The 13698-nt window shown below is 63.0% G+C and carries 13 protein-coding genes; 5 read left to right on the forward strand and 8 right to left on the reverse strand.

All coding sequences use genetic code 11. The features are described from left to right. Nucleotides 1–336 precede the first annotated feature (336 nt). The 7 genes from ACVIJ6_RS10740 to hemJ all read right to left on the reverse strand — a co-directional run bounded on the left by ACVIJ6_RS10740 (nucleotide 337) and on the right by hemJ (nucleotide 8768). A complete protein-coding gene (locus tag ACVIJ6_RS10740; protein WP_456776961.1) occupies nucleotides 337–1233 on the reverse strand; it encodes a ParB/RepB/Spo0J family partition protein in 897 nt (298 codons plus the stop codon). 159 nt (nucleotides 1234–1392) lie between these two features. After that, the gene (locus tag ACVIJ6_RS10745; RefSeq protein ID WP_011942685.1) at nucleotides 1393–2244 is read right to left on the reverse strand and encodes a ParA family protein; all 852 of its coding nucleotides are present in this window, start codon (nucleotides 2242–2244) and stop codon (nucleotides 1393–1395) included. 29 nt (nucleotides 2245–2273) lie between these two features. Further along, nucleotides 2274–2942 carry a 16S rRNA (guanine(527)-N(7))-methyltransferase RsmG gene (rsmG, locus tag ACVIJ6_RS10750; protein ID WP_456772689.1) on the reverse strand — a complete coding sequence of 223 codons (669 nt, stop codon included), beginning with the start codon at nucleotides 2940–2942 and terminating at the stop codon, nucleotides 2274–2276. 11 nt (nucleotides 2943–2953) lie between these two features. Then, nucleotides 2954–4831: a tRNA uridine-5-carboxymethylaminomethyl(34) synthesis enzyme MnmG gene (mnmG, locus tag ACVIJ6_RS10755; RefSeq protein WP_456772690.1), complete on the reverse strand. Its 1878-nt coding sequence runs from the start codon at nucleotides 4829–4831 to the stop codon at nucleotides 2954–2956. A 249-nt stretch (nucleotides 4832–5080) separates the two neighbouring features. Then, on the reverse strand, nucleotides 5081–6418 hold the full coding sequence (gene mnmE, locus ACVIJ6_RS10760; RefSeq protein WP_456772691.1) for a tRNA uridine-5-carboxymethylaminomethyl(34) synthesis GTPase MnmE: 1338 nt from the start codon (nucleotides 6416–6418) through the stop codon (nucleotides 5081–5083). A 425-nt stretch (nucleotides 6419–6843) separates the two neighbouring features. Next, nucleotides 6844–8109 (reverse strand): transcription termination factor Rho, encoded by a 1266-nt coding sequence (gene rho / locus ACVIJ6_RS10765; protein WP_008965552.1) that lies wholly within the window; start codon nucleotides 8107–8109, stop codon nucleotides 6844–6846. Between the two features lie 236 nt (nucleotides 8110–8345). Continuing rightward, nucleotides 8346–8768: a protoporphyrinogen oxidase HemJ gene (hemJ, locus tag ACVIJ6_RS10770; RefSeq protein ID WP_456772692.1), complete on the reverse strand. Its 423-nt coding sequence runs from the start codon at nucleotides 8766–8768 to the stop codon at nucleotides 8346–8348. 416 nt (nucleotides 8769–9184) lie between these two features. Here hemJ and ACVIJ6_RS10775 point away from each other — a divergent pair, with 416 nt between their 5' ends. From ACVIJ6_RS10775 to dnaQ, 4 genes are read left to right on the forward strand one after another with little or no spacing between them, the layout of a single operon-like run. Next, entirely contained in the window at nucleotides 9185–10024 is an 840-nt protein-coding gene (locus tag ACVIJ6_RS10775; RefSeq protein WP_456772693.1) for a pyruvate, water dikinase regulatory protein, read from the forward strand. A 10-nt stretch (nucleotides 10025–10034) separates the two neighbouring features. Beyond that, entirely contained in the window at nucleotides 10035–10643 is a 609-nt protein-coding gene (locus tag ACVIJ6_RS10780; protein ID WP_456772694.1) for a Maf family protein, read from the forward strand. A 35-nt stretch (nucleotides 10644–10678) separates the two neighbouring features. Continuing rightward, nucleotides 10679–11278 (forward strand): dephospho-CoA kinase, encoded by a 600-nt coding sequence (gene coaE / locus ACVIJ6_RS10785; RefSeq protein ID WP_456772695.1) that lies wholly within the window; start codon nucleotides 10679–10681, stop codon nucleotides 11276–11278. A 33-nt stretch (nucleotides 11279–11311) separates the two neighbouring features. Next, nucleotides 11312–12010, forward strand: a complete 699-nt coding sequence (gene dnaQ / locus ACVIJ6_RS10790; RefSeq protein WP_456772696.1) for a DNA polymerase III subunit epsilon — start codon at nucleotides 11312–11314, stop codon at nucleotides 12008–12010. Nucleotides 12011–12070: 60 nt separating this feature from the next. Here the strand turns inward: dnaQ and secB are convergent, their stop codons facing one another. Next, nucleotides 12071–12559 carry a protein-export chaperone SecB gene (secB, locus tag ACVIJ6_RS10795; RefSeq protein WP_011942676.1) on the reverse strand — a complete coding sequence of 163 codons (489 nt, stop codon included), beginning with the start codon at nucleotides 12557–12559 and terminating at the stop codon, nucleotides 12071–12073. Nucleotides 12560–12954: 395 nt separating this feature from the next. Between secB and ACVIJ6_RS10800 the strand changes: the two genes are divergently transcribed. Next, entirely contained in the window at nucleotides 12955–13656 is a 702-nt protein-coding gene (locus ACVIJ6_RS10800) for a Tim44/TimA family putative adaptor protein (protein WP_456772697.1), read from the forward strand. Nucleotides 13657–13698: the final 42 nt, after the last annotated feature.

Consider the following 13698-nt stretch of genomic DNA (forward strand, 5'->3'; position numbering starts at 1 on the left):
TTCCGGGGCGCCCGAAGGGCGAACCCGGAAGCCATCGGACCAAGTCACATGCGATGAGATGGATTCCTGGTTCGCGCTGCGCCGCCCCGGACTGACAAAGGAGAGAGCCGAGATCAGCAGAGGCAGCGGGGACGAGGATGCATTTAGACCGCAAACGTCGCCCATGAGTAGCTCGTCATGCCAGGGCTTGCCCGGGTATCCATCCGCTTCGAGCGAGTCCCTCAAAAGATGGATGGCCGGGTCAAGCCCGGCCATGACGAAGGTGACAGCGGAGCAACAAACTAACGAGGGCCCAAGGCGCGGTGCGGCGACGCAGTGAGCGCCGCAAGCTCTCACCTAACCCTGCTCCAACCTGCGCATCACCTCGTCGAGCTGCTCGAGGCTGCGATAGGTGATCTGCACCGTGCCGCCGGGATCGCGGTGGGTGATCGACACCGTGAGACCGAGTGCATCACCGACGCGCTTCTCCAACGCCAGCGTGTCGGCATCCTTCTTCTCCGGCGCCGCGCCGCTGCCGGTGCTACGCGGCTTCTGCGGCTTGCGCTCGGGCACACCCTCGTCATGCGCAAGCGCCTCGGTCTGGCGAACGTTCAGCCCCTCGGCGATGATCTTCTTCGCGGCGGTCAGCGGATCCGGCAGGTTGATCAGCGCGCGCGCATGGCCGGCCGAAATTTCGCCGGTGGCAATGAAGCCCTGCACCTCGGCCGGCAGCTTGGTCAGCCGCATCATGTTGGCGACGTGGCTGCGGCTCTTGCCGACAATCTTGGCGATCTCTTCCTGGTTGCGTTTGAACTCGTTGGCGAGCGCGTGATAGCCCTGCGCCTCCTCCATCGGATTGAGGTCCTCGCGCTGGACGTTCTCGATGATCGCGAGCTCCAGCGCATCGCTGTCGCTGACATCGACGGGAACGATCGGCACCTCGTGCAGGCCGGCAGCCTGCGATGCCCGCCAGCGCCGCTCGCCGGCGATGATCTCGTAGCGATCCTGCTGACCCTTGACCGGACGCACCACGATCGGCTGGATCACGCCATGCTGCTTGATCGAGGCCGAGAGCTCGGCAAGCTCGCCGTCGGAAAACGTCTTGCGGGGATTGCGCGGGTTCGGCTTGAGAAACTCGATCGGCACCTTGCGCTGATTGCGCGGCCGTTCCGGCGGCGCGCCAGCCTCGCGGCCGACGTCACCGATCAGACTTGCAAGACCCCGGCCCAACCGCGATCGCGACTCGTCCGCCATCGCCTTCTCCTTTGGATTCACGTCAAGCTCCGCTCGCGTCCTGCTGCCGAGCTACGCGTCGGCACAATAAAAAGGCATCGCGAACCCCGCGACCGGGATCCGCCGTCATTCTTGAATGGCGCCCGGATGACGCAAGGTCACCCGGAGCAAAGGCATTGATCAGTTGGCGCGCAGATCGCGCTCGCGCTGGATGACCTCGGTCGCGAGCTTCAGATAGGCTTCGCTGCCGACGCATTTGAGGTCATAGACCAGCACCGGCTTGCCATAGGACGGCGCTTCCGAGATGCGGACGTTGCGCGGGATCATCGTGTTGTAGACCTTCGATCCCATGAACTGACGTACATCCGCGACGACCTGGTTGGACAGGTTGTTACGCGAGTCGAACATGGTCAGCACGATGCCGTGGATCGACAGGTTCGGGTTCAAGGTCGAGCGCACCTGCTCCACGGTCTGCAGCAATTGCGACAGACCTTCGAGCGCGAAGAACTCGCATTGCAGCGGCACCAGGATCGCGTCCGACGCCGCCATGGCGTTGACGGTCAGCAGGTTCAGCGACGGCGGGCAGTCGACCAGCACATAGGTGTAGTCGTTCTCCGGCGAGACATTGTTGTTCAGGCCGGCGATCGCATCGCGCAGACGGAACGCGCGGTTGGCGCTGTTGCCCAGCTCGAGCTCCAGACCCGACAGGTCCATCGTCGAGGACGCGATGTGCAGCCGCGGCACGGCGGTCGCCACCACGGCGTCGCGCAGCGAGGCTTCGCCGATCAGCACGTCGTAGGTCGAGCAGTTGCGGCTGCCGCGGTCGATGCCGAGCCCGGTCGACGCGTTGCCCTGCGGATCGAGATCGACGATCAGCACGCGCTCGCCGATCGCCGCCAGCGCCGTGCCGAGATTGATCGCGGTCGTGGTCTTGCCGACCCCGCCCTTCTGGTTGGCGAGCGCCAGGATGCGCGGATGCCCATCCGGGTGAGGGGCTCTATCTTCTTGATAAATTTGATCAATTACGGCCATGCGCGATCGCCATCGGTTGTCAGCGGAATTCAGTTGTGTCGCTCGATACAATCGATTGCGACGATCCAGCCCTGCCCGCCCGTCCGGCTGGAGTAAAGTTTCGGCTCAATTTTCCAATAGTTAGTAGATTCGGTCAATTCCGCTTCTACATCTTGACCCTTGAGAAACAGCGCTTTCGCGCCTTTTTTCACCAAGGGCTCCGCAAAGCCGATGAGTTGGTGTAGCGGAGCCAGCGCGCGTGCGGTCACGCAATCGACTGGCCCGCTCCACTTCTCCACGATATCCCCGATCTCTGACAAATGCACGATCCCCGGAGCGCCGGTGACGCGAATTGCTTCGCGAAGAAAGGCCGCCTTCTTGGCGATGCGTTCGACGAGGTGGACCTGGGCGCCCGGCCGCTCGGCCAAGGCACAAGCGAGGACCACACCGGGAAAGCCGCCGCCGCTGCCGAGATCGACCCAGATCTTTGCGTCGGGCGCGAGATCCAGCAGCTGCAGCGAATCCGAAATGTGCCGGGTCCATAAATGCGGCAGAGTCGAAGGCGCGACCAGATTGGTCTTGGCCTGCCACTCCAACAGCAACGCGACATAGCGATCGAGGCGCTGTTCCGTTTCACGTGAAACAGGTGTCAGCGCCAGCGCTGCCGCCTTATCCGTCGCGATCACTTTGGACGCCGCCACCGCCGATGTCTGTTTCACGTGAAACGCCCTCAGACCGTGGCTTTGCTGCGCCGGGCTTCACGGCGGAGATAGGCTGCGAGGATCCCGAGCGCGGCCGGCGTCATTCCGTCGATCCGTCCCGCCTGCCCGATCGTCCATGGCCTCGCGGCGGTCAACTTCGCACGCGCCTCGTTCGACAGGCCTGGGACGAGCGCGTAGTCGATGTCGCCGAGCACCAGGCCCTCGTCGCGTCGGAAGGCGTCGACGTCCTCGCTCTGCCGACGAACATAGACATCGTATTTCGCATCGATCTCGAGATGGACCGCAATGGCTGGTTCGATCGCGTCGAGCTCGGGCCAGATGGCTCGCACCTCGGCGAAGCCGATCTCCGGATAGGCCATCAGTTCGAAAGCCGAGCGGCGCTGGCCGTCCCGGTTGAGCGTGAGACCATGCTTGGCCGCCTCGTTAGGCGTGATCGCCAGAGACCTTGCCAGCGACCGCGCCGCATCGAGCGCATCCATCTTCGTCCGGTGGAAACGCGCGCGATCCGCCCCGACGCAACCGATCGCGATGCCCTTGTCGGTCAGGCGCTGGTCGGCATTGTCGGCCCGCAGGGTGAGACGATACTCCGCCCGCGAGGTGAACATCCGGTACGGCTCGGTGATCCCGCGGGTCACGAGGTCGTCGATCATGACACCGAGGTAGCCATCGGCGCGATCGAGTACGATCGGATCCCCGCCTCCCGCAGCAAGCGCCGCATTGAGCCCGGCCACCAACCCCTGGGCCGCCGCCTCTTCATATCCGGTGGTGCCGTTGATCTGGCCTGCCAGAAACAGACCCCTCATCCGCTTGGTCTGAAGCGTGGGCTCGAGTTCGCGCGGATCGACGTGATCATATTCGATCGCGTAGCCCGGCCGGATCATCCGGACCCGCTCCAGCCCCGGGATGGTCGGAAGCAGCGCGAGCTGAACCTCCTCAGGCAGCGACGTCGAGATGCCGTTCGGATAGACGGTCGTGTCGTCGAGCCCCTCGGGCTCCAGAAAAATCTGATGACCGTCACGATCGCCGAAGCGGACGATCTTGTCCTCGACTGAGGGACAATAGCGCGGGCCGGTCGACTTGATCTGGCCGGAATACATCGGCGAGCGATGCACATTGGCGCGGATAACGTCATGGGTCGCGGTCGTTGTCCGGGTGATGCCACATTGGATCTGCGGAGTCGTGATGGTCCGGGTCAGGACGGAGAACGGCTCGGGCGGATCGTCCCCCGGCTGCATCTCCACAGCCGACCAATCGATCGTCGTCCCGTCGAGCCGCGGCGGCGTTCCGGTCTTGAGTCGGCCGAGACGAAATCCGATGGCTTCGAGTGACTGCGACAGGCCGAGCGCAGGCGCTTCGCCGACGCGACCGGCGGGCCAGGTCTTCTCGCCGAGATGAATGAGCCCGCGAAGGAAGGTGCCGGTGGTGATGACAATGGCACCGCAGGCCAATGGCCGTCCATCGGCCAGCTTGAGCCCAGTGATCCGCCCATCCGCAACGATCAGCTGGTCCGCCTCGCCTTCAACCACCGTCAGGTTTGCCGTCTCGCGGATCGCGGCCTGCATGGCCGAAGCATAGAGCTTCCGGTCCGCTTGGGCGCGGGGGCCCCGTACGGCAGGACCCTTCCGACGATTCAGAACGCGAAACTGGATACCGCCCGCGTCAGCGACTCGGCCCATCAGTCCATCCAACGCATCGACCTCCCGAACCAAGTGACCTTTGCCAAGTCCACCAATGGCCGGATTGCAGGACATGGCGCCAATGGTCGCGAACTGATGCGTGACCAACGCTGTGCGGGCGCCCATACGCGCCGAAGCCGCCGCGGCCTCGCAGCCTGCATGGCCGCCACCAATGACGATGACGTCGTAGGATGTCAGATGATCGCTCATGGCCGAATATCTAACGCTCAAGGACAACGCTCGGAAGACGTTTCACGTGAAACATTGCGCGATTCAGAACGGCGGGTGTTTCACGTGAAACAGTCCGTACGACGCCCGCCAAAGTTTCACGTGAAACATCTGAGGGCAGTCGAAGACAATTCACGTGAAACAAGCCCCCCGGTTCCGCCCTCTGTTTCACGTGAAACAATTGACGCGCAGTTAACCAAAGAACGTTTGGTTAAGCATATCTGCCGCCCGCTACTTCCCGATACAGAACTCACGAAAAATCACGTCGAGCAGATCCTCGACATCCACCCGTCCCAAAAGACGTCCCAGCGCGAGCGCGGCGATGCGCAGCTCCTCCGCGGCGAGCTCTTCGCCCAGGTCAACCACCGCGATACTCCGGCGAAGCGCCGTAGCGGTCTCGCTCAGCAACGTCCGCTGCCGCTCCCGGGTGATCAGTCCGTGCTCCGTCGCGCCGAAATAGTCTCGCGCGAAACCGACCAGGGCTTCCAGCAGGTCTAACATCCCTGCTCCACTCCGCGCGGAGATCGCGAACACTGGACTTTCGCGGCTCGCGGAGATCGCTCTGCTCGGCTCCGTCACCACCAGATCGATCTTGTTGCGGACCAGCCAAGTCGGAACGTCAGTCTGGCGCTCCGGCTCGGCCTGGTCCTCTTCCGTCAGCCAGAGCACAAGATCGGCTTGAGCTGCACGATCCCTGGCGCGCCGGACACCCTCCTGCTCCACCGGATCATCCGTCTGTCGGATGCCCGCGGTATCGATCACGGTCACCGGATAGCCGTCGAGATCGAGCGCGACCTCGATCAGATCACGCGTCGTGCCCGCATGCGGGGACACGATCGCGACCTCGCGCCGGGCCAGCTGATTCATCAGCGTCGACTTGCCGGCATTCGGCGGTCCGGCGATGACCACGGTCAGACCATCGCGCAGCCGCTCCGCTCGGCCCCGCGCCGCCAAGACCTCCTCGATCTCGGCCAGGAGCTGCCTGATCCGAGCGAGCGCCGGGGCGATCAGCTCCGCCGGCACGTCCCCCTCATCGGCGAAGTCGATGCCGGCTTCGATCAGTGCCGCCACCTGAATGATCTGGTCGCGCCAGCTCCGCGCTTTGTCTCCGAGCAGACCCTTGAGCTGTCGGAGTGCCTGGCGCCGCTGCCGATCGGTCTCGGCATGAATGAGATCATCGAGGCCTTCGGCCTCGGTCAGATCAATCTTGCCGTTCTCAAAGGCACGCTGGGTGAACTCCCCGCGATCGGCCGCGCGCATCTGCGGCATTGCTGAGAGCATCGACAACAGCGTCGTGAGGACGGCGCGGCTGCCATGGACATGCAGCTCGGCGACATCCTCACCGGTCGCACTGGCCGGTCCGGGAAACCACAGCACCACCGCATCGTCGATCGGATCGCCACGCTCGTCGCGAAGCAAAGCGCGGGTCGCCAAGCGTGGCGGCGACAGCTTGCCTGTCAGCTTCTGAAGCGCCGGGCCGGCACCAGCTCCCGACAGCCTGACGATAGCGATCGCGCTCGGTGGGCGTCCGGAGGAAAGCGCGAAAATGGTCTGATCATGAGGATGCATGATCCTCAGTTGGGTTCACCGGATCCGAAAGACAATCGGTTTGCGCCGGCATGCTTTACGCTGGATGGCGAGCGCCACACCACAAGTAGCCTTCGACTTGAGAATTGCGCGCCGGCGTCGCGAAGCGTGAGACTGCGATAAGGGCCCTATGGGCGGAGATCTTACCAGGGATGCGCAAGCTCCGACTCGATCTCTGAGTGATCATGCGCCGAATGGAGATGTAGAGCTGGTTGTCATGCAGGCTCATCCGCAGTGCCTCCTGATCCGGATGTCTCATTCGCTGCCGCGACACAGCTGCATGCTCAGACCGAGCCCGGCATGAGCAGCAAAGGCAGCATGGTCACCCGTGGCACCACAAAACAAGCCACAAACAAAAAGGGCGCTCCGAAGAGCGCCCCTGCCGGATTCAGATATCGATCCGTCGATCAGGTGTTCATCGACTCGAAGAACTCGGCATTGCTCTTGGTGCTGCGCAGCTTGTCGAGCAGGAAGTCGATCGCGTCCATGGTGCCCATCGGATTGAGGATGCGGCGAAGGACGTACATCTTCTTGAGGTTCTGCGGCTCGGTGATGAGCTCTTCCTTGCGGGTACCGGAGCGGGCGATGTCGATCGCCGGGAAGGTCCGCTTGTCCGCGACCTTGCGGTCGAGGATGAGCTCGGAGTTGCCGGTGCCCTTGAACTCTTCGAAGATGACCTCGTCCATGCGGCTGCCGGTGTCGACCAGCGCAGTCGCGATGATGGTCAAGGAGCCGCCCTCCTCGATGTTGCGGGCCGCGCCGAAGAAGCGCTTCGGCCGCTGCAGCGCGTTGGCGTCGACACCGCCGGTCAACACCTTGCCGGAGGACGGCACGACCGTGTTGTAGGCGCGGCCAAGACGGGTGATCGAATCCAGCAGGATGACCACGTCGCGGCCATGCTCGACCAGGCGCTTGGCCTTTTCGATCACCATCTCCGCGACCTGAACGTGACGCGCAGCCGGTTCGTCGAAGGTCGATGACACGACCTCGCCCTTGACCGAGCGCTGCATGTCCGTGACTTCCTCCGGACGCTCGTCGATCAGAAGCACGATCAGGTAGCACTCGGGATGATTGGCCGTGATCGAATGCGCGATGTTCTGCATCAGCACGGTCTTGCCGGTCCGCGGCGGGGCGACGATCAGGGCGCGCTGACCCTTGCCGATCGGCGCGACGATGTCGATGACGCGCGGTGAGAGATCCTTGCGGGTCGGATCCTCAAGCTCAAGCCGGAAGCGCTCGTCCGGGAAGAGTGGCGTGAGATTGTCGAAATTGACTTTGTGCTTGGACTTCTCAGGATCCTCGAAGTTCAGCGTGTTGACCTTCAGCAGCGCGAAATAGCGCTCGCCCTCTTTCGGGCTGCGAATGTGGCCTTCGATCGTGTCACCGGTGCGCAGGCCAAAGCGGCGGATCTGCGACGGCGAAACATAGATGTCGTCCGGGCCTGGAAGGTAGTTGGCGTCCGGCGAGCGCAGGAAGCCGAAGCCGTCGGAGAGAACCTCGACGACGCCTTCACCGATGATATCCGTTTCCTGAATCGCGAGCTGTTTGAGGATGGCAAACATCAACTCCTGCTTGCGCATCGTGCTGGCGTTCTCGACCCCGTTTTCCTCCGCGAAGGAGACGAGCTCGGCCGGCGTCTTTGACTTGAGGTCCTGTAGTTTGATTTCCCGCATTGGGGTGGTCCTGTGGAAGCGACTTGGGAGGGATGCGAGGTGGCTGTGGGAAGGCGGACGAAATGAGGTCCGCAGGTCTGAGCAGGCCGGCGCGATCAGCGCCAGACCTGATGCGGCGGCCGGTCGAGCCGGGACGCAACCACATCCGCCTGCGTGGGGTGGGATTTGGTCAATATAGAAAATCGCGCCGTCGTTCGCAAGCCGCTCGGTGACCGAGCGGTCCAGGCCGGGGAGCGTCAGAACGGCTTGACGATGACGAGAATCACGATCCCGATCATGAGGACTGTCGGTACCTCGTTGATATAGCGATAGAATTTCTGAGTATGGGTGTTTCGATCGGCGGCAAAGTCCTTGACCCAACGGGTGAACAGACCGTGGACGCCGGACAGGATCAGAACGAGCAGGAATTTGCCGTGGAACCAGCCGCTGGCATACCAATTTCCAGCCCACGCCATGTAGAGACCTGCCAGCCAGGTTACCATCATCGCTGGATTGATGATCGCCTTCAAAAGCCGGCGTTCCATGATCTTGAACGTCTCGGACTGCTTCGAGCCGATCTCTGCGTCACAGTGATACACGAACAAGCGGGGCAGATAGAGCATGCCGGCCATCCAGGCGATCACAGCAATGACATGCAGCGCCTTGATCCACTCGTACATCTGTTGACGCGATCCTCTGCCGGCTGGCCCAATCTTTGGGAGGCGAGACATATCCGCTCGCTCGATCGCTTCCAAACTAAATATTATTAGAATCTTAAGGTTTGAGTCTAAGTAGCGGTGGATTGGACTCATGCAATCCTGTCAGCCAATTTCCCGCAGCTTGTTCACATCCTTCAACAGGACCGGGAGGCAGAGCTCCGCGCGCTGGAGTCCCATGAGACTCAAAAGCTTGCCGACAATCACGAACAGCTTATCCAGAGACAAGCGCGGCCCTTCCCGATATCATCGAACCAGGCCACTTGCTTTATCCCGGCTTGCGACCGTGTGAACAACGACGGGAGTTATACAGGGGGGTCCGCCAAGGGCCGCTTTTTCACCCCATCCTTCACAGTGATTCACAGATCATTAAGGATTTGATGCCCACCACCGGAAACTACTTTCACCTCCATCTGGTGTCCGACTCGACGGGCGAAACTCTGATCACGGTCGCGCGCGCCGTGGCCGCGCAGTACGCCAATGTGACGCCGGTCGAGCACGTCTACCCGCTGGTCCGCAGCCAGAAGCAGCTCGACCGGGTCCTCGACGAGATCGAGGAGGCACCGGGCATCGTGCTGTTCACACTGCTGGAGAAGGACCTGGTCAGCCGGCTGGAAGGCAAATGCCAGCAGATCAACATTCCGAGCCTGTCGATCATCGGACCGGTGATGCAGCTGTTCGAGGCCTATCTGGGCGCCTCTACCGCAGGCCGGGTCGGCGCGCAGCACGTGTTGAACGCCGAATATTTTGCCCGGATCGACGCGCTCAACTACACGATGCTTCACGACGACGGCCAGATGGTCGACGGCCTGGAGGACGCGGATGTTGTCCTGGTCGGAGTGAGCCGGACGTCGAAGACGCCGACCTCGATCTATCTCGCCAACCGCGGTGTGCGAACGGCGAACGTTCCCCTGGTGCCGGGGATCCCGATCCCGCATCAGCTCGAGACGTTGAAGAAACCCCTGGTGGTCAGCCTGCACGCCACCCCGGAGCGCCTGATCCAGGTGCGGCAAAATCGTCTGCTGAGCATGGGTGCGGAATCCGGCAATGAGAACTATGTCGACAAGCAGTCGGTGACCGATGAGGTCGCCTATGCGCGCAAGCTCAGTGCGAGATTCAACTGGGTCATGCTCGACGTGACGCGACGCTCGATTGAAGAGACCGCCGCGGCCATCCTCAAACTCTATACCGACCGGCAGCGGCAGCGCCTGCCGGAATGAGCTGATAAAGATGACCTTATGGTGTGGTGACGAACGCCTCGTTCTGGCTTCGCAGAGCCGCGCGCGGCGCATGCTGCTCGAGAACGCTGGTCTGGCCTGCGAGGCAGTGCCTGCCGATATCGACGAGCGTGTCCTGCAGTCCGAGGCTGGACTGGTGGCGCCCTACGAGATCGCGTTGCATCTCGCGCAGGCCAAGGCCCGCGCCGTCTCGGCGGCGAAGCCAAACTCCTATGTTGTTGGAGCGGACCAGACGCTTGCGCTCGGTGAGCGCATGTTCAACAAACCGGCCGGCCGGCAGCAAGCCATGCAGCAACTGCTCGCATTGGCGGGGCGTACGCATGCGCTGCACTCCGCGATTGCGGTGGTTCGCAACGGAGAGGTGCTGTTCTCCCATGTCGCGGTCGCCTGGATGACGATGCGGAGCCTGAGTGAGGGCGACGTGGCCACCTATCTCGACACGGCCGGTCAGGCGGTGCTGTCGAGCGTCGGCGCCTATCAGCTCGAAGGGCTCGGCGTGCATCTGTTCGACCGCATCGATGGTGATCATTTCACCATTCTCGGCCTGCCGCTGTTGCCGCTGCTCGCCTATTTCCGCGAAGCGCGGCTGCTCAGGTTTTGACCGCGGGACGAGATCATTGACAGGAGCCGACGCCAATGAGGGTGCTGGGGCTGACCGGCTCGATGGGGATGGGCAAATCGACCACGGCCAAGCTGTTCGCTGAAGCCGGCGTGCCCGTCTATGATGCCGATGCCACGGTTCACAAAGTGTATGAAGGCGAGGCTGCGCCGGCGATCGAGGCTGCCTTTCCCGGCACCACGGTCGGCGGCAAGGTCGACCGCAGCAAGCTGTCGGCCAAGGTTGTCGGCGATCCCGAGGCGATCCGGCGGCTTGAAGCGATCGTGCATCCGATGCTGCGCTCCTATCATCAGGATTTTCTCGACAAGGCCGCCGAGTCCGGTGTGCCGGTCGCGGTGGTGGATGTGCCGCTGCTGTTCGAGACCGGAGGCGACAAGCGGGTCGATGCCGTGGTGGTGGTCTCGACCTCGCCGGAGATTCAGCGCCAGCGCATCCTGGCGCGTGGCACGATGACGGAACAAGCGCTCGATGCGCTGTTGGCGCGGCAGATGCCGGATGCGGAGAAGCGCGCGCGGGCCGATTTCGTGGTGGATACGTCCAATGGTCTCGATCCGGTGCGGGCCCGAATCCGCGACATCCTCGCCGAGGTCGTTAAGATGCCGCAGCGGCGCGCGTGATTCGCCACGCGCTTTGCAGCGACGGACCCAGCCATGCGTGAGATCGTACTCGACACTGAAACCACCGGACTCGACGCGCTGCGCGGCGACCGTCTGGTCGAGATCGGCTGTGTCGAGATCATCAACCGCATGCCGACTGGCCAGGTTTTCCATCGCTACATCAATCCCGAGCGCGACATGCCGGCCGAGGCATTCGCAGTCCACGGCCTGTCGAGCGAATTCCTGGCGGACAAGCCGTTGTTTCACGAGATCGTCGAGGAGTTCCTGGAGTTCATCGGCGATGCGCCGCTGGTGATCCATAACGCGTCGTTCGACATCGGCTTCATCAATGCCGAGCTCGACCGGGTCAAGCGTGCGGCGATCCCGCGGGAGCGCCTGGTCGATACGCTGTTGCTCGCCCGGCGCAAGCATCCGGGCGTGTCGAACCGGCTCGACGATCTGTGCTCGCGTTATGCGATCGATAATTCCCGGCGCACCAAGCACGGCGCGCTGCTCGACGCCGAACTGTTGGCCGAGGTCTATGTCGATCTGGTTGGGGCCCGGCAGTCGCAGCTGATCCTGACGCAGGACACGCAGGAGATCCGGGTCGGCGCCGCTGGCGACACGCCGCGGCGGCAGCGCGAGACCCCATTGGCCGCGCGCTTGACGGATGCGGAACGCGAGGCGCACCGCGCCTTTATCGCCACCTTGGGCGACAAGCCCATCTGGATGGAATTTCTCGCCGGAACGTGACCCGGCGCCGTCCGGCTGGGGATCACGTCCGTCAATCATCGCAAATAATGCTCTAACGGATCAGCTCGGACGGATCTGCGCGCCCTGGGCAGCCGCCTGACGTTCCATGTTCTGCCGGTAGAGGCTGACGAAATCGACCGGGTCCAGCATCAAGGGCGGGAAGCCGCCGTCACGGACCGAATTCGCAACGATCTCGCGGGCGAACGGGAACAGCAGCCGCGGGCATTCGATCAGCAGCATCGGCGATAGATGTTCCTGGGGAACATTGACCAGCCGGAACACGCCGCCATACACCAGCTCGAAGCTGAACATGACCTGAGTGCCGCTCTCGGCCTTGCCTTCGATCGTGAGCGTGACCTCGAATTCGGTGTCCGCCAGGGCGTTGGCGCCGACGTTGATCTGGATGTTGATCTGCGGCGGCTGACCCTGCGGTGCCAGGGATTGCGGCGCATTCGGGTTCTCGAAGGACAGGTCCTTGATGTATTGCGCCAGCACGTTGAGTTGGGGGGGAGGGGCCGCCTCTGGGTTGGCGCCGTTACCGTTGGTCATCGCAGTGTTCTCCTGGCACAAAGGGCCGCTCGTTGCGGCGCGTGGCTACCATAGGGCCGGCTTGTTCCACAAGGACGAGGCTTAGAGGCTGTTTCGGCCGCCGACCATCGCTGGTCCAACCCGATATGCCTCCATTTGTCGCACAAGGTACCAGGCTGCAACGGGGCGTCGGCGATGGCCGGAAACCTCGGCCGGGAACGTCCTGATCCGATTTCCCCTTGGCCTGGAAACGGGTTAGGATCGCCGTGCCACAATGTGCCATTGGCCCGGCTCATTTCGATGACTACATCGGGGTGGATGGACCGATTCATTGGTCTTTACCCGATTCTCGGTAAACGGGTGTCCGATGGCCAGACCCCCGTGTCCGGCCCGACAAGTCAGAAAGCGAACACGACGTGGATATTTATACCATCATCTTCCTGGCATTGGCGGTCTTTATCTTCGTGCGCCTGCGGGCCGTGCTCGGTCAGCGCACCGGCAGCGAGCGGACGCCCTTCGATCGCGCCGCCCGAAATGCGGTGCAGGGAGCTCCGGACAACCATGTGCTGCCAGTCCCGGGCGCGCCGCTCGATCCGGCGGTTGCAACCGCCGGTGCAGATCCAGGTTTGCCGAGCGATCGCTGGCGCGGCGTGGCCGAGCCGGGCACGCCGCTTGCGCGCGGCCTCGACGTCCTCGTTGCCAATGATCCCTCGTTCGACCCGCGCCATTTCCTCACCGGCGCGCGCAGCGCCTATGAGATGATCGTGCTGGCTTTTGCCAATGGCGACCGTCGCGCGCTGCGCGACCTGTTGTCGTCGGAGGTCTATGACAGCTTCGACGCCGTCATCAAGGATCGCGAGAAGCACGAGCAGAAAACCGAGACCCGGTTCGTGTCGATCGACACGGCGGAGCTGGTCGGCGCTGACCTGCGGGACCGGACGGCCCAGCTGACGGTTCGCTTCGTGTCACAGATGATCTCGGTGACGCGCGACAAGATGGGCAACATCGTCGACGGCAATCCGGACAAGGTTGCCGACATCACCGACATCTGGACCTTTGCGCGCGACACCGGTTCGCGCGATCCGAATTGGAAGCTGGTCGGCACCGGCAGCCACTGATGCTGACGCCGGGCAGCCGATCGCATTGCATGATCGGCGGCT

Source organism: Bradyrhizobium sp. USDA 4369, from assembly GCF_054056435.1.

What these genes read in the sequence shown, in the direction of transcription:
- ACVIJ6_RS10740 (WP_456776961.1), bottom strand. Translation starts at nt 1,233, where the DNA reads ATGGCGGACGAGTCGCGATCGCGGTTGGGCCGGGGTCTTGCAAGTCTG.
- dnaQ (WP_456772696.1), top strand. Translation starts at nt 11,312, where the DNA reads ATGCGTGAGATCGTACTCGACACTGAAACCACCGGACTCGACGCGCTG.
- secB (WP_011942676.1), bottom strand. Translation starts at nt 12,559, where the DNA reads ATGACCAACGGTAACGGCGCCAACCCAGAGGCGGCCCCTCCCCCCCAA.
- ACVIJ6_RS10780 (WP_456772694.1), top strand. Translation starts at nt 10,035, where the DNA reads ATGACCTTATGGTGTGGTGACGAACGCCTCGTTCTGGCTTCGCAGAGC.
- mnmE (WP_456772691.1), bottom strand. Translation starts at nt 6,418, where the DNA reads ATGCATCCTCATGATCAGACCATTTTCGCGCTTTCCTCCGGACGCCCA.
- mnmG (WP_456772690.1), bottom strand. Translation starts at nt 4,831, where the DNA reads ATGAGCGATCATCTGACATCCTACGACGTCATCGTCATTGGTGGCGGC.
- hemJ (WP_456772692.1), bottom strand. Translation starts at nt 8,768, where the DNA reads ATGTACGAGTGGATCAAGGCGCTGCATGTCATTGCTGTGATCGCCTGG.
- rho (WP_008965552.1), bottom strand. Translation starts at nt 8,109, where the DNA reads ATGCGGGAAATCAAACTACAGGACCTCAAGTCAAAGACGCCGGCCGAG.
- ACVIJ6_RS10745 (WP_011942685.1), bottom strand. Translation starts at nt 2,244, where the DNA reads ATGGCCGTAATTGATCAAATTTATCAAGAAGATAGAGCCCCTCACCCG.
- coaE (WP_456772695.1), top strand. Translation starts at nt 10,679, where the DNA reads ATGAGGGTGCTGGGGCTGACCGGCTCGATGGGGATGGGCAAATCGACC.
- ACVIJ6_RS10775 (WP_456772693.1), top strand. Translation starts at nt 9,185, where the DNA reads ATGCCCACCACCGGAAACTACTTTCACCTCCATCTGGTGTCCGACTCG.